This window comes from [Flexibacter] sp. ATCC 35208, assembly GCF_001975825.1.
GTDB lineage: Bacteria > Bacteroidota > Bacteroidia > Chitinophagales > Chitinophagaceae > Chitinophaga.
In genome coordinates, this window is sequence record NZ_MTKN01000026.1 from 20,753 (window position 1) to 39,842 (window position 19,090).

At 44.8% G+C, this 19,090-nt stretch carries 12 protein-coding genes; 10 read left to right on the plus strand and 2 right to left on the minus strand.

Going from position 1 to position 19,090, the window contains the following annotated elements; translation table 11 throughout:
• A partial coding sequence (locus tag BW716_RS17395) for a hypothetical protein (RefSeq protein ID WP_083724258.1) occupies nucleotides 1–2,089 on the minus strand: 2,089 nt, incomplete at its 3' end.
• A gap of 6 nt (nucleotides 2,090–2,095) precedes the next feature.
• Nucleotides 2,096–6,178, minus strand: a complete 4,083-nt coding sequence (locus BW716_RS17400; protein WP_083724260.1) for a hypothetical protein — start codon at nucleotides 6,176–6,178, stop codon at nucleotides 2,096–2,098.
• Nucleotides 6,179–6,386: 208 nt separating this feature from the next.
• Between BW716_RS17400 and BW716_RS17405 the strand changes: the two genes are divergently transcribed.
• The 10 genes from BW716_RS17405 (at nucleotide 6,387) to BW716_RS17450 (ending at nucleotide 19,032) form a co-directional block, all read left to right on the plus strand.
• Nucleotides 6,387–6,818, plus strand: a complete 432-nt coding sequence (locus BW716_RS17405) for an NAD(P)H-binding protein (RefSeq protein ID WP_220388784.1) — start codon at nucleotides 6,387–6,389, stop codon at nucleotides 6,816–6,818.
• Nucleotides 6,819–6,987: 169 nt separating this feature from the next.
• Nucleotides 6,988–8,682, plus strand: coding sequence for an RICIN domain-containing protein (locus tag BW716_RS17410; protein WP_083724262.1), 1,695 nt, complete (start codon nucleotides 6,988–6,990; stop codon nucleotides 8,680–8,682).
• A gap of 94 nt (nucleotides 8,683–8,776) precedes the next feature.
• Entirely contained in the window at nucleotides 8,777–10,267 is a 1,491-nt protein-coding gene (locus BW716_RS17415; RefSeq protein WP_083724264.1) for an RICIN domain-containing protein, read from the plus strand.
• Between the two features lie 134 nt (nucleotides 10,268–10,401).
• Entirely contained in the window at nucleotides 10,402–11,400 is a 999-nt protein-coding gene (locus tag BW716_RS17420; RefSeq protein ID WP_083724266.1) for an SDR family NAD(P)-dependent oxidoreductase, read from the plus strand.
• Between the two features lie 10 nt (nucleotides 11,401–11,410).
• Entirely contained in the window at nucleotides 11,411–12,193 is a 783-nt protein-coding gene (locus BW716_RS17425; protein WP_083724268.1) for an AraC family transcriptional regulator, read from the plus strand.
• A 285-nt stretch (nucleotides 12,194–12,478) separates the two neighbouring features.
• The gene (locus BW716_RS17430; RefSeq protein ID WP_083724270.1) at nucleotides 12,479–15,493 is read left to right on the plus strand and encodes a TonB-dependent receptor; all 3,015 of its coding nucleotides are present in this window, start codon (nucleotides 12,479–12,481) and stop codon (nucleotides 15,491–15,493) included.
• Between the two features lie 5 nt (nucleotides 15,494–15,498).
• Nucleotides 15,499–17,262, plus strand: a complete 1,764-nt coding sequence (locus tag BW716_RS17435; RefSeq protein ID WP_083724272.1) for a RagB/SusD family nutrient uptake outer membrane protein — start codon at nucleotides 15,499–15,501, stop codon at nucleotides 17,260–17,262.
• A gap of 122 nt (nucleotides 17,263–17,384) precedes the next feature.
• On the plus strand, nucleotides 17,385–17,705 hold the full coding sequence (locus tag BW716_RS17440) for a helix-turn-helix transcriptional regulator (RefSeq protein WP_083724361.1): 321 nt from the start codon (nucleotides 17,385–17,387) through the stop codon (nucleotides 17,703–17,705).
• Nucleotides 17,702–18,658, plus strand: a complete 957-nt coding sequence (locus tag BW716_RS17445; protein ID WP_083724274.1) for an SRPBCC domain-containing protein — start codon at nucleotides 17,702–17,704, stop codon at nucleotides 18,656–18,658. The genes BW716_RS17440 and BW716_RS17445 overlap by 4 nt, the downstream gene beginning before the upstream one ends.
• Nucleotides 18,655–19,032, plus strand: coding sequence for a DoxX family protein (locus BW716_RS17450; protein WP_083724276.1), 378 nt, complete (start codon nucleotides 18,655–18,657; stop codon nucleotides 19,030–19,032). Before BW716_RS17445 ends, BW716_RS17450 begins: the two co-directional genes overlap by 4 nt.
• The last annotated feature ends 58 nt before the right edge of the window (nucleotides 19,033–19,090 follow it).

Here is a 19,090-nt window from a genome sequence, read left to right on the forward strand (position 1 = left end):
AATAAACCACTTCGATCACTTTACTCATAGCGGATTTTATATCGCCACGAAGCACAGCAGTAATTTTATATTTGAATACATTTCCAAGAAAGATAGCATTGTCTGTAAATTCAGTTTTAGTGCCATCTTGTGTAGTATACAGGGTAAACAAATCATTATTCTTAGCGCGGTAAATGCGGTATTGCTTTACATTTTCAGCATTGTATTGCCAGTGTAAGACAATTGTCTTGTTTTGTTTACTGGCACTCCATGTTGTGATCGCTGGACGAATACCAGTTTCAACCCAGATATCACCGCTGGTTTCGATAGTTTTATTTCCTGAATCATCATAGACTGATATTTGGTAGAAGTAGGTATTGCCTTGTTGTAAGCCAGTATCTTTTAAAGATGTTTTTAGTTGTACAGTATCCCAGATAGCGAGTGGCTGACGAATGCTATCTTTTGTATCGATCCTGTAAAGGGTATATCGCACTGCATCTTCGCTGGTACTGTTATTCCATTCTAATATAATAGCGGTATCGGTATTGAAGACTTTTGTAAATAAAGGAGGCGATGGGGCGATTGTATCTGGTCGTTTTAATTGTATTGGGATGGAATAAGGAGAAGTATTATAATTTTTATCTACAGCAATGACTTTATAGTAGATACTCTTGCTGAGGGTATATAGGGTAATGGTATCAGTGAATGAGGGAGATAAAGATATCATTTCAGATGGAATTGAAGATGGACCAGGAGATGGAACTAGAGATAGATTTGAGGATAACTTAGGAGATGGATTTGTAATCACCTTACTCGTAACTTCCACAAATTCTTCTTTAGCGCTATTCGCACGAAATACCCTGTAACCCAGTAAATCAGGTTCTGTATTCCCATTCCATTGGAGACACACAATACCTAAGGAATCTACAACTCCTTTTACCCCTGTAGGTGTGGCTGGTGGAATAGTGTCTATTAACTGTGCGAAGTAAGGGAAAGAATAAATAGCCTTTCCTTGTTTGGTAATCCCTTTAATTCGGTAATAGTTTGTTGCAGCAGGTTTTAAATCCGTATAAGAATAGGCTATACCTTTCAGGGTAGCAATAGAATTAAACGGTCCTTTACTATTGTTAGCTCTTGTAATAATGATCTTTGATAACTGATCTGGTAGATGACCAGGCAGGAGCCAGCGTATTTGAATTCGCTGATTATTCTGAATGATGATCGTATCGAGTTGAGGTCTGTCATCTACTGTGGGCATGCCCATGCCAACTACAGTTTCTGAGTAAGGGCCGTACTCACCGAATGGCGTGATACCTTTTACCCTATAGGAATATTTATGCTCATTTTCGGGCAGGGTATCTTTGAAATGAGGTGAGACCACTGGGAGGGCTGAAATCTCATGGAAGTTTTTCCCATCGGCGGCACGCTCTACGATGTAGGCAGAATAGGCGTCTTTCCGCCATGCTAAGGCGGCAATTGTATCAGTACAAATGATAGTCAGTTCACGGGGTCGGGCTAGTAAGGTAGGCACAGCCACTACCACAGCAGTGTCAATGAGAATGTTTTTGGGTTGCTGTGCTAATGATATACGGTATATATAGCGGTTGCCTGCTTTGATGTCAGTATCTTCAAAATACAATCCGGCACTTTGAGCTGCCAGTGGAGATAAGTCACAGGATAATAAAGCCATGGACATGCGCCATTCATTTCTATTATGGGCTTCATAAAATGCGCCAAAGCCGCCTTGTTCAGGGATTGGCTGATCTCCGTAAATGACTTCGGCTACAATGGCGACACGCTCATCAATGGTATCCATTTTGGAAAGTGGATAGGGTTTGATGGGTTGTGGTGTCAATAGCGTGAGTTGGAGTGCACCATTTTTGCCGACTTTGCTTTCACCGGGACTGCTTTCCCCCCGTCCGTTTTCACCAATAGCAAAGCGCTCTATATTATACCCATATTTGATCCCCATTTCCCAACCAATAATACTGCATGGTGCCCACCGCAATCTGATCAGACCGGGTTTTACATCTGCCATGGCGGCGATATGGTGGTCCTGCCCTATTGCCCACTGGCTATAGAACAGCAAAAAAAACAAGATACGGTACATGGAATATTATAGTTTGTAATAAATAGATTTGGTGATAAATGAGGTGATATGGTTTGTGCCTGGTAGCCGGTAGGCGATATCTACAGGATAATAAATATTCTGCTGTAAATCAGGATACAAGCTGGTAAGCAATGGAGATGATGGATTTATTCTTGCGGTTTTATTTAGTAGTTCATGGTAGTCAAGATTTGCTTCGCAGGATACATAATAGATCATACGGGCACGTCCGGCAGTGTAAGTATCATTGGCAAGATAGACGGCATCCAATGGCGGTGTCGAATGAGGTATCATCTGGGATGTTCCTTGAGCTACACCCTGAGACGTTCCTTGAGCTACCCCCTGATCTGTCGCATTGTTATAAATCAATGGTATAATCTGATTTTGCAACCAGCTATTATTTGCATTCGCTTCCAGAAAGACAAGCCCATTTAACTCATACTGATCGAAAGTCTCCTCCATATCCCAACGCTGGCCAATTACACTGATATAACCTGTCCCTACATCAAAGAAATCCCGTGAATTTGTAGCCCCACTCATTTTTTCAATGAATGTGTTGTACATACTGGTACGGAACCCATAACCAATCAGTTCCTTACTGGTAGCAGCGGTAGCATTCCCCTTTAAACTATTTTGTGTAATGGTAGTCGTATCTCCATCCGAAGAAGTAATTGAATGATTGCCACTAACCACATTATCTGTGCTGGCTTTACTCTCCCGTACTACACTCAAAGAATACGAAGTTTCTTTGATCATACCCGATGGTATTGCAAAGTCCAATTGGGCCATACCTGAATCATAAGCAAAAGCCGTTTTTATTGACTGCCCACTTTCTGACACCATATTAACTGCCACATCACCTGAAAACAAATACGGCTGCCCGCGCTTTAATTTGATATAACCAGCAGGCGATTCTTTTGGCAGAAAATGATACTGATCTTTTATCGGGTATTCATAAGCTACATTCTCCCATGGAATATAATCAGGTGCTACCCCCGTTGTAAAGCTTGTAGATTTCGTTTCGTTATCATCCAGCGCCATCCAGCCAGCACCATTTTGTCTTTCTATATGCACTTTTGCTGTTGCATTCAGGCTACTCGTCGGCGGTAATATGTCTGTTAGATGTAACAATGCTGTCGTACCGTCTGATGAAATTTCAGTTGTACCTGTAATAGCAGTTTTATCATTCAATAATGTAATCCCATCCAGCTGCACCCGATACGTTTCTACTTCATCATAATTATTCAGCATCGAAAATGGCTTTGTAATAGGAATATTGAATGCCACCTGTGGCGTAGCAAATACACTGACTTCTGTAGATTGGTGATCTGGTTTGATATCATTGATAATAGGAAGATCAAGCTCCTTTCCTCCTGCTATCTCACATTGCGATCCCAGTTCGACCCTCACACTGGCAGTACCATGTACCATCCCTCCCAATACGGAATATTTCACACCCACCATTCCTTTCATCCAACTCGGATTCGGCATTTTTGCCTGTAACAATACCGCTGCTGCCAGTTTTGCGATAGGAAAACCTCTTTTCTTACCAAATACTTTTACCCGCATCCCCACTTCCCCATTCAGGTAAGCATATGCCTGTCCTGAGGCATACCAGCCATTGATACCAATCACCTCATTACTCCCTTTACACCGCGCCTCTCCATAATCACGCAGGCAGATATCCGCACCTGCACCAATCGCAAAGTCTCCATACACACCATAATCAAAACTAAACTTCGTAGAAAAATGCGCGCCAAAAGCTAGTCCGCCGCCGGATTTCAACGGATATTCCATTGTATTGGAATATGCTCCCAATACATCACTGACTTCTTTGGGCAAAGGTGGCATATCTTCCAGCTGTGACCCGGTCATGAAATAAGTTTTTACTGTAGCCAGTCCTGCAACATCCAGGTTAAACATCTGTGAAGGCCGGCCTATATAAAAGTACCAGTCATCCGGACCTATATGCAATGCACTTTCGCCATTCCCTTTGATAAAACAATTGATATAAGTCTTTGCAATGGCATCGAATGTACTGTTTACATTATCATAGCGCATCTTTAAGGTGATACGAAGAGGCGCACTTTCATCGCCATTGGCATCCTTACTATTCAGCGCCTTTACTGGTAAATGCAACACATACCCCGCACCATCAAACTGTGCATAACGGAAACCGCCATCTGTACCAAACTGCACTTCCAGCGAAGCATTGACATTTACGATCATTTCTTTGACAAGTGCCAGCGATACCCCTCCCATAAATCCCAATCCAGCCTCCTTAGAGGGAATATATTGAAAGATCTCATCCACCTCTTTCAATCCACCTTTCTGGTCTACCACATTCCGCGAGGCATAAGGATCAAAATCTCCCGGTCTTTCCATATGATAGGATAAGCCACCTATTAACCCTGTGAGATTAAGCATCGGTGGTATCGGCATATTCGTTCCTACATACGCATCAACATGATAATACCGGTAATCATCTTTTGAACCAAAATAAGCAGTAGCCTTTGCTTCCGGAATAGGTCCTGGCAATCCGAATTTCAGATACCCCCTGAAACCATTGCCATATACTGGATGCTTGTCAAAAAGCGTCAATATCCCCTCCATTTTAAAAGCCATGACCGCTACCATGAGATGAATATCGCTGATACTCACTTTCCCATCTGTCACTACGAAGGAAGTAGATCCGCTAAACCCTTTATCAGAAGCATTCATGAAGTTCAATTTCACCCCTGCACCAATGGCGATCCTGCCTTCATCAATCCCCAATCTGATACTATCAAATGAAACAGGAAAGGCAGCCATCTTACTACTATTACTATTCAAGGAAAATGTACCACTGTGTACATAAGGTTGTTGCGTAGACAATACCAGATCCTCAAATACGACGCCCTGTATATTCAATACCCCTTTATTAATATTGACCTTTCCATGCAGGGTGGCCACCGGTACAAAATCCCTGACCTCAATCCGGGAGTTCTTATTTAATATGATTTCACCTGCAAAACATTCGTATTTCCGATCCTCCGCTATTGACAAAGCAAATGAATAATACGGATCACCCCCCCGCATATTCACCGAAGCTTCATAATCAATGGGCGTTTTACCCAGGAAACCTATTTGCAACTGGCCGCCCAGCGTACCTCCATTCAGTTTATTTTTACTAAAACTGATTCCCAGCTTATCTATCGAAATAGGCCATCCGCTCAAATTAGCATCTCCTGATTTTACTATATCTGTAGCTGTTAAAGCACCACTCACTCCCTGATCATCAATAATAAAATCATTCACCTTTATTGATGGCCGGCCTAATTGGGAAGGCAACCCGATCTCCAGTTCCTGTAAGTAAAATCCTCTCCATAATGCATCCGTTTCTTTGAAACCATCAGGGTTCACCAGGTCACTGAGATCCACCACCGCATTCCGCACTTTGAAAGAGAAATCTTTCAATCCTGCTATATGAAAAGAGGGCAAATCTATCCCGGCGATAATATCATTCAAATCGGCTACATGTACCTGTAAAACCGCTTTTAATTTTTCTTCCAATGGATCCTCCGGCGTCAGCCACCCTTTATCAAATTCAAATACAGCGCTTAAATTAGCCCCATTAAAGCCATTGCAATCCCATTCGATATAATTACGCCCATCACCAGGAAAGACGAGATCTACATGCTCATTGACAGCAACCTGCTGATCCTTCAGTAATACCAGTCTGGTAGCACCAGATACGCCTATCCCTCCGGGTGTAAAAGCTATATCTCTCCCGCCGAAAATCAGCTCATGTTCTGTACCGGGAAAAGGAAATCTGAAATAGGCATTCAGGTAAGCACCTGTAGGCGTGAACCGTGCACTGTCAATCGCAATGACATAGATCCTGCCATTGATTTCGCGGACAAGACCCACCGGCAAGCGACCCATTTCCTGCGTGCCAAGTGCGCTGACATAGCGCCCGCTATCCTGTATTTCTTTGAATATACCTGCTACGTAGTTTGTATCCGACGCCAGGGATATGGCGGGGGAAAACAGACATAGGATCACCAACCACAATTGCTGTAGTACAGGTATAGGGTTACCATTAAATCTCATTATTATCAGGTTTCAAACAACATTCTGAATATATGATTATTTCAGCATAACAAAATATTTAATTATTTCTAAAAAAGTCTTATAATCAAGTTTGCGTAGCCGCTGCTGATATTTAATATGAAGCACAACGTTGAATTGATTAACTAACAAAAGTCAAGTAGATTCCCTCCCCCAGTGCTGACATTTGTGCTATCAAAACAAAACAACAATGGCACAAAAGAATTTAGCACTCGTATCCGGCGCAAACGGTCACTTAGGCAACAACCTCGTAAGACTCCTTATTAAAAAAGGCATCCCTGTCAGGGCAACCGTCAGAAATATCAATAACAAACTCCCTTTCCACGGCCTCGACTGTGAAGTCGTTCAAGCCGACATTACCAACAAAGCCTCTTTTGTTAAAGCCTTACAAGGCGTTGAAACCTTCTACGCCGTAAGCGCCTCCTTTAAACTCTGGGCAAAAGATCCCAAAAAAGAAATCTACGATGTAAATATGAATGGCACCCGCAACACGATCGAAGCCGCTGCAGCCGCAGGTGTAAAGCGAATCATATACGTCAGCTCCATCGCCGCGCTCAATTATAGCATCCTTTCTTGGTATGAAGGCCGAAAGCCTGAGCCGCATCAGGAGAAAACTGAGTAAATCATAACGGCCCATCACAATTTATGATATTTCATAAATGCGTATATCAAATTCACGAAATACCGTAACGTTTATCCCTACCCATTTTCCACAACTTACTCATTGGCAAACCATTGTTAATATGGCATAGTATTCGCCAACCCCGTTGCCAGAAATAACCAATATTCTTATGATGAAAACCTTTCTCACCACTGGGCTACTGCTTGCCCTTTTATCTGGCTGTACAAAAAAAGAATTGAGTGAAAAAGCCCCCACTGTTGCAGCAGCTGACGCTGCCAGCTCTCCTGTCGGAGATGTGGTCGGCAAAGTGACCGTTGGCTACCAGGGATGGTTCAATGCTCCCGGCGATGGCTCTGCCGTAAACAGATGGACCCACCAAAACCTGGATATGTGGCCGGATATGCGTGAATATGAAATCACCTATGCCAGCACTTTTCCCAACCTTGCAAATGGAGATACTGCAAAGATGTTCTCTTCTTATGACCAGGCAACTGTAAACACACACTTCAGATGGATGCAGGAAAACGGTATTGATGCCGCGGCACTCCAGCGTTTCTCCGGCGAACTGGCTGATCCGGCTTTTAAATCCATGCGTGATAACATGGCGCAAAAAGTAAGAACGGCAGCAGAACTCACCGGCCGTAAGTTTTATATCATGTACGATGTTTCGGGCGACGCCAACATGCAGGAACGTTTAAAATCTGACTTTACCAATACCATTCTCGGTACATTAAATTTGCTCTCCTCTCCTGCTTATGCCAAACAAAATGGTAAACCTGTGATCTGCATTTTTGGGATGGGCTACCAGGGTGCACCTGCCCCAGGTCCCGGCGATTCTGCACAATGCCTGGATATGATCAGCTGGTTCAAAGATCAGGGCTGCTATGTAATTGGTAGTGTGCCGATGGACTGGCGTACACCAAATGTGTTTTCACGGAGCAACTTTACCAGCGTATACAATTCATTCAATATGCTGGCGCCATGGGCTGTCGCTGCACAAGTGGGATCTACTTATCAACCCTGGATCCAGGGAGATTTTGATTACTGCGAAGCACATGGCATGGATTATCAACCTATCGCCTATCCAGGATTTTCTTTCCATAATTCGAATGCTGGCAATCCATTAAATGAAGTGCCAAGAAATCATGGTGACTTCATGTGGGCACAGGTTGCCGTGATGAAACAGGTTGGCGTACATAGCCTGTACATTGCCATGTTCGATGAGGTGAATGAAGGTACTGCCATTTTCAAAGTAGCAGAAAATGCCTCTCAGACACCTGTAAATACCAGCTTTGTGAACCTGGATCAGGATGGTGTAGCGGTGTCTGCTGACTTCTATCTTAGATTGGTGAATGATGCAGGTAAAATGATCAAAGGTGAAACTCCTTACCAGGCCACGCATCCTACACAACATATCATTGGTGGCAGTGGTCCGCTGGCTGATGGTACCTATAAGATCATTAACCGTAACAGTAACCTTTCGCTGGATGCAACAGGTCAGGGTACGGCCAATGAAACGGCGATACAGCAGTATACTTATAGCGGTGGTACCAATCAGCAATGGACGATCACAAGTGTAGGTGGTGATCATTATAAAATAATTGGTGTGCAGAGTGGCAGAGCACTGGATATTAAAGGGCAATCTTTATTGGATGGTGCCGGTCTGCAATTGTATGATTACAATGGTGGCGCGAACCAGCAGTTTATTCTTTCTCCTGCTACAGGTGGGTATTTTACCATTCAGGGTGTGCAGAGTGGGAAGTTACTGGAAGTACCGGCGTTCTCTACTACAGCAGGTACAAAAATAGAGCAGTACCAGGCGAATAATGGCGCGAACCAACAGTTGATCATTACTAAATTATAAAGAGTATACCTCTTCTTTTTCTACAACACCCTGTAAGGACGATTACAATTTATAAAGACCAATTTTAAAAGGTCATTTCAAATTAACCTAACTCATGCTACGGAATTATATCCTAATATTGCTCACCCTTCTCCTCGGTGCCTGCACCCCGAAGGGCGCAAATGACAACAATATGCTCAGAGCAGATCAATTAGCTTACGCGGCTCCCGCTACAGGTTATGGTAGTCTGAAAGATTCCAATATCCTTTACTTTGGCAGATGGGATTTCAGTGATAGCACGAAATTCAATGCCTACTGGGGAGGTGCTTATATCAAGGTGAACTTTACAGGAACTACGGTAAAACTACAGACCGCCAATACCAGCAATTTCTATGCGAGTATAGATGGTGGTCCGTGGGTATCCTACAAAAACGTAGGTGGTATCATAGACCTTACTGCGACACCTTTGTCTGCAGGCAACCACAGCCTGAGCATTGCACAGGGTAGAGATTATGACTACCTGTTTAGTTTTCAGGGCATGGTATTGGATGCGGGTGCAACCACCAGCAAGCCATCGGCGTCTGATTACCTGATTGAATACATCGGCGATTCTATTACTGCTGGTTACCTCGATGATCAGGCAAATGTATCGGACTATGCATGGATCTGTTCCGAAGCACTAGGTACCGAACATACACAAATCGCCTATCCCGGTATTGCACTGGTAAGCAGTTCAAGACATGGCGTGGCAATGGATAGCCAGTATTTCAAATTACAGCCGCCAAATTATTCACCACGTGTAGCATGGGATTTTACGAAGTATACCCCAAAGGCGGTTGTATTAAACCTGGGTACGAATGATGGTGATTATGAGGATTCGGACAGTACCTTTCAGGCGGTATATGAATACCTGTTAACCGGTATCAGAACTAAATTTCCGCAGGCAGAGATCTTTGTATTGAGAACATTCCTGGGAATCCGGTCACAGCCTACTGCTGCTGCTGTAGCGGCACGTATTGCAGCGGGTGATAAGAAGGTACATTATGTAAATACAGACGGCTGGATCACCCAATCTACTGCTGATTACCTGGCAGATAACCTGCACCCCAGTGAGTCAGGACATATAAAAATAGCAGGGTTATTGCAGGCCGTACTGGCTCCTTATGTAAAAGGCACTTCCGTTATTCCTGACGGCACCTACGCCATCGTCAATAAAAACAGTGGTCTGGTAATGGATGCTGCCGGTCAGGGTACTGCTGCTGGCACGGCTATACAGCAATGGACGGATAATGCTGGTGCGAATCAACGCTGGCAGGTAATTTCTTTAGGAAATAACCGGTATAAGATCATCGGTGTACAGAGTGGAAAGTCACTGGATATAAAAGGACAATCCCTGTCCAATGGCGCTGCATTGCAATTGTATGATTACAGCGGTGGTGACAACCAGCAATGGATGATCACGAAAAACGCGGATGGCTATTATACCATTACAGGCGTACAAAGCGGTAAGGTATTAGAGATCCCGGCGCTCTCTGTCACACCCGGTACTGCGGTGGAACAATATGAGAACAATGGCGGAAGTAATCAGTTATGGTCGTTTCAATAAGTTTAACAGGCTGCATCTGTAACAGATGCAGCCTTCCATTTCATCAGCTACGGCTGACATGGAAAACAAAGTAAATTTGACACGCTCAACAAAGCCCTCTTTCTGTTCCATCCCTAATTTTGTTAAAAAAAAAGATGGAACAACAACACCCGCTCAACAGTAAATATTACGCCACCACCAGTACCACTGAAGTAATCAAAGGCATCAACTTAACAGGCAAAACCGCCATCGTAACCGGGGGCTATGCAGGCATTGGCCTCGAAACCGTCAAAACACTAGTTAATGCCGGCGCAAAGGTATACGTCCCCGCCAGAGATATAGAAAAAGCCACCCGCAATTTAAAGGGCATAGCAGGCGTCATAATCGAGAAAATGGACTTAATGGACATCACTTCCATCGATGCGTTTGCTGCCCGGTTTCTGTCCCTGGAAACCGCTTTACACCTCCTTATTAATAACGCTGGCATCATGTGGGTACCTTTACGCCGTGACAACCGGGGGAATGAATCCCAGCTAAGTACCAATCACCTGGGGCATTTCCGCCTGACCGCCCGTCTCTGGCCGGCACTCAAAAATGCCGGCGGGGCCAGGGTCATCAGCGTATCCTCTTTCGGTCACCAGATGGCGCCTTTCAATTTTGAAGATCCTAATTTCTTACACAGGGATTATGAAACCTTGCAGGGATATGGCCAGTCTAAAACTGCCAATAACCTCTTTGCTGTAGCTTTAGATGCCCGCGCCAAAGCCTTTGGCGTACGTGCCTACGCTTTGCACCCAGGATCTGTCAATGACACTGATCTAGGTAGGGAAGCACCTATCTCCATGTTCCAGGAAATGGGTACTTTTGGTGAGGATGGTAAGATCAAACCCGAAGTAGCCGCCAGTCTTAAAACCATTCCTCAAGGCGCCGCCACCACCATATGGTGCGCTACCAGCCCTTTATTAAATAATATAGGTGGCGTATATTGCGAAGACTGCGATGTGGCAGAAACAGACAATGGCCAGATTATCCATGACTATGCGGACCCTGCTTCGCTGACTGGTGTTCAACCATATTCTATCGATGCAGACAATGCCGAAAAATTATGGCTACTCACCGAATCCCTCGCAGATATCCGTTTTAATTTAGCATAAATCAAGCGATATGAAATATATCACCCCCGACATTAAGCTCTCCTCCCAAACAGAAAAGCATTTCTCGACCGAAGTCTCCTTCGATCATCACATGCTTGTCTGGCTGATCTCCGGCGATACGAAAGTGACGCAGGCGGATGCGACTTACCTGTTCAAAGCGGGTGATATATTTCTTATTCCAAGAAATTTACTCATCACCGTCTCCAACCACTCGTATCAATCAGTGGTCATGCACCTGACGGTAGACCGACTCAAAAAATATTACGAAAACCAACCTATAACCATATCCCCCGACTACCCCTCCATCCGTCAATTCACCTCCCACCCCCTGTTGCAAAGTTGCCTTTCTTCGTTACTACCCTACTTTGATATGACGGATCCTTTTCCATTAAACATCGCCGATTTAAAACTCACTGAAGCCATCTCCATACTCAGAACCGTCGACCCCTCCATCGATCATACCCTCGCTAATTTCGAAGACCCTTATAAACTGGACCTCATCGATTTCATGGAAAAACATTACATGTTTAACATGCCACTTGAGAAATTCGGACACCTCACAGGCAGAAGCCTCTCTACCTTTCACCGGGATTTTAAAAAGAAATTTAATACCTCCCCTCAGAAATGGCTTACCAGAAAACGACTGGAATTAGCGCACTACCAGCTCAGTGAAAAGAATATGAAACCCGCTGAAGTGTACCTTGAATCAGGGTTTGAAGACCTCTCCCACTTCTCATTTGCCTTCAAAAAGCGGTATGGGTACTCACCAAATAAAGTTGGCCATCTATCCTGAATAATTTAAATTAAAGTAAGCTTAACTTTGAATTAACAACAAATTCCCGAAAGCGCACTATCATTACACCCTGTTTTATAAAGGTAGTCGCCTATATGATCAATTGAATTTTGCGCCCGCGCACCATGCGTTCTGATTGTGGTATTTCAAATCGGTTTTATTTAGCGTGTATCGTCAAGTAGCATACCCACTTTACGCATCATTTCAACCTGATAAAAATTAATCACTGCCCACCGGGCCAGGACTTACTATGTCTTTTAACATCAAGCATAATAGCAGATTGCAATGAACAATCAATTACTTTTAATGCTAGCCGTATGGCTCTCGGCCGCAAGCCCTGCCATGGCAGCTACGGGTACCCACAGTATCTATGAACAGGCCATTCGCCAAACGCCTGTAAAGGGGATCGTAGTCGGAGCTGACGGCACACCACTTCCCGGTGTATCTATCAAATCCGTTACTTCCAACAAAGGAACTACAACCAATGATCGCGGAGAATTCTCTATCGACGCCGCTCCTGGTGACCAACTCGTGTTCACCTTTATCGGCTACACACAACAAATTATTGCCGCTACCAGCACACCCATGAAAATAACCCTCTCCTCCAGCAACAGTCAGCTGGGTGAGGTAGTTGTGGTAGGTTATGGTAGCCAGACCAAAGCTGACGTAACTGGTGCCCTGACCCAGTTGAAAGCTGATAATATTAAACAGGGTGCGCCTATCTCTGTAGACAACATGCTGCAGGGTAAAGTATCCGGTGTGCGTATCGCACAATCCAGCGGTGAACCCGGTGCAGGTGTGGATGTTTTCATCCGCGGTGTGGGTTCTATCCGCAGCGGTAGTACACCGCTCTTCGTTGTTGACGGCGTTCCGCTGAGTAATGATAACGTGAGTGCAGGCGGGCCTGACTTCGGTCTTGGTTCTTCTGAACCCAAGAACCCGCTGAACTTCCTCAACACCAGCGATATCGAAACCATGACGATCCTGAAAGACGCTTCTGCCGCAGCTATCTACGGTGCAAGAGGGTCTAACGGTGTTGTACTGATCACGACCAAACACGGTAGTAAAGGCGCACCTACCCTCACCTACGACATGTATGTAGGTAACTCTAAAGTGATCAAAAAACTGGACGTTCTCAATGCCGCGGAGTACCGCAAAGCACTGGTAGATCCTGCTTACGATCACGGTGGTAACACTGACTGGCAGGATGTAATTTACCGTAATGGTTCCCTTCAGAACCACAACGTATCTTTTGGTAAGACTACCAACACCGGTAGCTACCTCGCTTCCCTGTCACGCATGTCACAGGATGGTATCGTTGAAAAAAGCAGCTTCAAAAGAACCACTGCAAGACTGAATGCAGAAGAATCTTTCCTCGATGACAAACGTCTGACTGTAAAGATGAACCTGACAGCAAGTGATATCAATGAAACCGGTATTCCAAACGGTAACACCGCAGGTTCCGATGGTCAGCTCATCATTCACGCACTGATGGCAAACCCAACCTGCTCCCTGCGCGACTCCACCGGGGCTTACACCAACTTCAACATGAACGCGCATTACAACCCCGCGTACCTGCTGAGCATCTGGGATGATCATACCAATACCTTCCGTGTACTGGGTAACATCGAAGCTGCTTTCAGGATACTGCCCGGTTTGAACTACCGCTTCAACTATGGTGTAGACAAGTCTACTTCTGAGCGTAATACGACTATTTACCCTAACTATACCGATAGACAACCAAGTGGTGCTTACCAGCAGAATAACCTGAAGTCCCTGACTACACTGGTTGAGCACTACCTGACTTACAACAAGTCATTCAACAAACACAACCTGGAATTACTGGGTGGTTTCTCTTACCAGAAATTCTCTTTCTCCGGTACAACTTATGGTCTGCAGGGCATCGCAGCACAGGGTGTAGGTGTGGCACCTGAATACAATCCTGGTTATTCCGGTACCACTACCAGCCCTAGCGGTTATGCGCAGGAGAATGAACTGCAATCAGGGTTTGGTCGTATCAATTACAACTACGACAGCCGTTATATGTTCACCGCCTCTTTACGTGCGGATGGTTCTACCCGTTTTGGTAACAACAACAAATACGGTTACTTCCCGTCCTTCGCATTGGGCTGGACCATTTCGCAGGAAGATTTCATGAAAGACCTGAAAATGGTACAGGATCTGAAACTCCGCGCCAGCTGGGGTCAGACAGGTAACCAGGAAGTAACGAACAAGATCACCCAGGCGAGTTACTCCCTGTCAAGTGCATCTGGTTACTACCTGTACAACGACCAGACTTTGATAAATGGTGTTACTGTAAACCGCACTGCAAACCCTGACCTGAAATGGGAAATGGTAGAACAGCTGAACATCGGTCTGGACTTCACCCTCCTCAAAGGTAAACTGTATGGTTCATTAGAATATTACAACAAGACGACGAAAGATCCTATCCTGAACATCCCTTCAGGGCCACTCAGTCCAACCACAACTGTATGGAAAAACGTAGATGCAAGTATCGTGAACAAAGGTTTTGAATTCACACTGGGTACCCAGCTGGTTCGTACTAAAGACTTCAGCTGGACACTGGATGTAAACGGTTCTACCCTGAGCAACACGATCAAAGACCTGCCTGTATCTGAGCTCTACTCCGGTAGCATCTCCGGTCCTGGTCTGTCTGGTGTAAATGCCAACATCTACAAGAACGGTTATGAGGCAGGTTCATTCTATATGCTGAAACACCTGGGCTATGACAAGGATGGTAAAGACATCTTTGAAGATAAAAATAAAGATGGTGTGATCAACTCTGACGATAGAGAGATCTTCCAGGGTGCGCTGCCTAACTTCAACTTCGGTATCAACAGTAACCTGCGTTACAAAGCATTTGACCTGGGATTCAACTTCATTGGTCAGACCGGTGGTTTGCTGGTAAACAATACCGCACTGGATCTGAACATCAACAGCCTTGCATCTGACCGCAACGTACTGAGAAAATTCTACGAAGCAGGTGCCAGCACGACCAACGCGGTGCAGCTGTCTTCTCTGTACCTGGAAAAATCAGACTTTATCCGTCTGGCGAACCTCCGCCTGGGTTACACGCTGACCATCCCTCACCAGGACTGGCTGAAATCAATCAACCTGTATGTGAGTGCACAAAACCTGTGGACCATCAGTGGTTACTCCGGTTACGATCCGTTAGTAAATACAACCAAAACAGTAGGTGGTAACCAGTCACTGGGTATCGATTACACGACTTACCCTGCTGCTAAGACATTCCTGTTAGGTGCAACTGTTAAATTCTAAGAAACATGAGAAAGAAATCGTTATATACATATATCGGTATTGCGCTTACTGTAGCAATGGTAAGCTGTACTGACCTGAAAGAGAAAGTGATTGATGAGGTGCTGGGGTCTAACAACTCTAATCCTGAGAATGCCATTGCTGCAGCTTATGGCCAGCTGGGTAGCGCTACCTTTGTAGACCATGCAAACGTATTTGGTTTGCAGGAGTATTCCACTGACGAAGCCATGCTGCCTACCCGTGGTAGTGACTGGGGTGATGGTGGTGTATACCGCGCTATCCATGAGTTCACATGGGGTGCTGATAACTCACTCGTAGCAAATGGCTGGAATAACCTGAACAGTGGTATTACCAAATCACTGACTGCTGTGACCAGTGCTTATCAGGCAAACGGTAATGCCAATCAGGCATTGTTCCTTGCGGAAGCAAGAGGATTACTCGCTTTCTACACCTTCCATACCCTGGACCTGTATGGTCAGGCGCCTTACAGAAATCCATATGTGACGAATGCACCATTGGAGATCAGGAGAGCAGATACTGCGATCGATGGCCTGATCAGGGAAGTAGAAGCGATCATTCCTACCCTCGCTAACCTGAAAGAACAAAGTACACACAATGGTCGTTTTACCAAACAGGCTGCTTATGGCTTGCTGGCGGATATGTACATGAACCGTGCTGTATTCAAAAACCGCTATGGTGCCAGCTTTGACTTTACCGAAGCAGCCGTAGATGGTAACGGTACAGATATGGACAAAGTGATCCTGTATACGACGAAGTTGATAGACGACCCTCAGTTCTATCTCGAAACAAACTATTTCAGAAACTTTGATATCGACAACGCCGGCAGACCGGAGCTGATCTTCGTGGTTTCGCAGGACATCAATTCCCTGCGCAGCAGTGATAACGACTTCGCTTATATGCCGATGGAAAGAAACCAGAAGCCTTCTTCGGCAAACAGAGGTACCAATGCGGTATGTACTACGCCTCAGTTCTATGCTACCTGGGATGGTAATCATGATGACCCGCGTTTCTCCCGCAAGTACCAGTATGCTGATGGTACCTGGTTTAAGAACGATGGTACTGATGTGAGCGTACCTGCTACCAGCCTCGTGCCAAACAGTGCTTCTCTGCCATGGTTCCACTTTAACCGTGGTTTCCTGGAGGGTCAGCAATATGGTCCGATCCTGTTGTCCACCGGTAGTCTGAAGATGACCAGCGACGGCAGAATCGCAGTTGAAAAACTGTATTGCGAAAAGAACACGGCTCTGGCAATGGACTTTACACCTGCACTGAATTTCGATAATGCAGCACAGTCTGTATTTACACAGGCACAGATCAACCGTGGTGTACGTATCTTCAAGTTTGAGTTCGATCCTGAGAAAGATAACAGCTCAAGCAATGTAGATATCCCATTATATCGTCTGGGTGGTATGTATTGTATGCGTGCAGAAGCTTATTTCCGTAGCAATCAAACTGCCCTTGCAATGGCTGATATCAATAAGCTGCGTACCACCAGAACTCGTGAAGCATATTATAACAATGCACCGGGTGTAGCAATCACTTCTCTGGATGCAAATATCCTGTACAACGAGATTGCATATGAAATGTACTGGGAGCAGTGGAGAAGAAAAGAAATGATCCGCTTTGGTAAGTTTGAAGCTGCAGATGCAGGTTCTGCAAAACCAGCGTCTGAGACTTACAGAAGAATTTATCCTATTCCACAGTCTGCAATGGATGCAAGCGATGCATTTACACAGAATCAGGGATACTAATATTTACTTTTTTTAAGAAAGCCCTCCATTGCTGGAGGGCTTTTTTTGTAAAATATATTTTGCGAAACCGAATGGTTTCATATATATTTGCAACCATATGGTTTCATAAACAACCTACACCCATGAGAAGAGACATATTCCAGGCCATTGCGGACCCGACCAGAAGAGCTATTATAGGATTATTGGCCATGCAGGCAATGACACCGAACGGCATCGCGGAGCACTTTCAGACCACGCGTCAGGCTGTGTCAAAGCACCTGCGGGTATTGACGGAATGCGAGGTTGTGAAACAGGAGTATCAGGGCAGGGAAATTTTTTATCACCTTGAAATCCAGCGTATGAAAGAAATTGACAAATGGCTCGAACAATTCCGCCAATTGTGGGAGACGCGTTTCGACCAGTTAGATAACGTATTAGCAACCCTCAAAAAAAATAAGCGATGAACAAAGCAATCCTCTTTAACTTTGATGTAGACAAGGCAAACAAAAAGATTAAGGTAGAGCGGTCTTTCAATGCGCCCCTGGACCTCGTATGGGCAGCATGGACAGAGGCTGACATTCTTGACCAGTGGTGGGCCCCAAAGCCTTATAGAGTAGAAACAATGTCTATGGATTTCAGGGAAGGCGGCAGATGGTTTTATGCCATGGTGAGTCCTGAAAATGAAAAGCATTGGTGTATCTTCGACTATGAGACCATTCAACCAGAGAAAATGTATGCAGGCAAGGATGCTTTTTGTGATGAAAACGGGGTGATAAATACTTCCTTCCCCAGTACTAACTGGACTAACAATTTCGCTGAGATAGACGCTGACTCCACTACCGTAACTTGTGAGCTTCAGTTTAAAGCATTGGAAGATCTGGAAACACTGGTGAAGATGGGCTTCAAGGAAGGATTTACAGCGGGACTGGAAAACCTGGATCAGTACATCAGCACACAGTTTTACCTGCGTAAACAAAAGAAACCAGACAATCGGAACCGGGTATCTTATTATGTGAACTTCCCGGGAAATACTGAAGAAGCATTTAACTTTTACAGATCCGTTTTTAAGACTGAATTCGTAAATGGTATACAACGGTTTAGTGAGGCACCTGGCCATGAGCAAATGGATGAAGCACTGAAAAATATGATCATCCATGTAGAATTGCCACTCATAGGCGGACATATTCTGATGGGTACAGATGCACCAAAAGAAATGGGATTCACCGTGACATCCGGCAATAATATGCATATCAATGTAGAGCCAGCTACGAGGGAAGAAGCGACGAGATTATTCAATGAATTGTCTGTAGGTGGGAATGTGACCATGCCCTTGCAGGATATGTTCTGGGGTGCATACTTTGGAAGCTTTACAGATCAATTCGGAATCAACTGGATGATAAATCACCAAAATATATGAAGAAAATAATCTTTAACATTCTGTCTGTATTGTTCGGGCTATTGCTCCTTAATGGCGGTTTTGCCAAATTCTTTCACTACATGCCTGAACAAAAAGATTTGCCGCCGGCCATGATGGCAGACAATGCTGCCTTCATGGAGATCTCCTGGCTGATGCCGCTTGTGGCAGTAGCGGAAATACTCGGAGGTATATTAATTATTATTCCTAAAACAAGGGCGTTTGGTGCTGTGGTTATTTTCCCTGTAATGGTGGGAGTTGCGTTGACACATATTACGGTGGCACCAGGTGGATTGCCGATGGTTGCTGTGATATGGGCGATATTGTTGTGGATTATTTTTGAGAATTGGAAGAAGTATCTGCCAATGATCAGGTAAGTTTAAAAAGGATGTATCATATTTTTGGAGTGCCTCAAAAGTCTAATTTTTGGGGCAC

Bases quoted from the DNA above. Each gene is read 5' to 3' on its own strand.
- BW716_RS17415 (WP_083724264.1), top strand. From the start codon at position 8,777: ATGCTACGGAATTATATCCTAATATTGCTCACCCTTCTCCTCGGTGCC.
- BW716_RS17450 (WP_083724276.1), top strand. From the start codon at position 18,655: ATGAAGAAAATAATCTTTAACATTCTGTCTGTATTGTTCGGGCTATTG.
- BW716_RS17425 (WP_083724268.1), top strand. From the start codon at position 11,411: ATGAAATATATCACCCCCGACATTAAGCTCTCCTCCCAAACAGAAAAG.
- BW716_RS17440 (WP_083724361.1), top strand. From the start codon at position 17,385: ATGAGAAGAGACATATTCCAGGCCATTGCGGACCCGACCAGAAGAGCT.
- BW716_RS17445 (WP_083724274.1), top strand. From the start codon at position 17,702: ATGAACAAAGCAATCCTCTTTAACTTTGATGTAGACAAGGCAAACAAA.
- BW716_RS17420 (WP_083724266.1), top strand. From the start codon at position 10,402: ATGGAACAACAACACCCGCTCAACAGTAAATATTACGCCACCACCAGT.
- BW716_RS17410 (WP_083724262.1), top strand. From the start codon at position 6,988: ATGATGAAAACCTTTCTCACCACTGGGCTACTGCTTGCCCTTTTATCT.
- BW716_RS17435 (WP_083724272.1), top strand. From the start codon at position 15,499: ATGAGAAAGAAATCGTTATATACATATATCGGTATTGCGCTTACTGTA.
- BW716_RS17405 (WP_220388784.1), top strand. From the start codon at position 6,387: ATGGCACAAAAGAATTTAGCACTCGTATCCGGCGCAAACGGTCACTTA.
- BW716_RS17430 (WP_083724270.1), top strand. From the start codon at position 12,479: ATGAACAATCAATTACTTTTAATGCTAGCCGTATGGCTCTCGGCCGCA.
- BW716_RS17400 (WP_083724260.1), bottom strand. From the start codon at position 6,178: ATGAGATTTAATGGTAACCCTATACCTGTACTACAGCAATTGTGGTTG.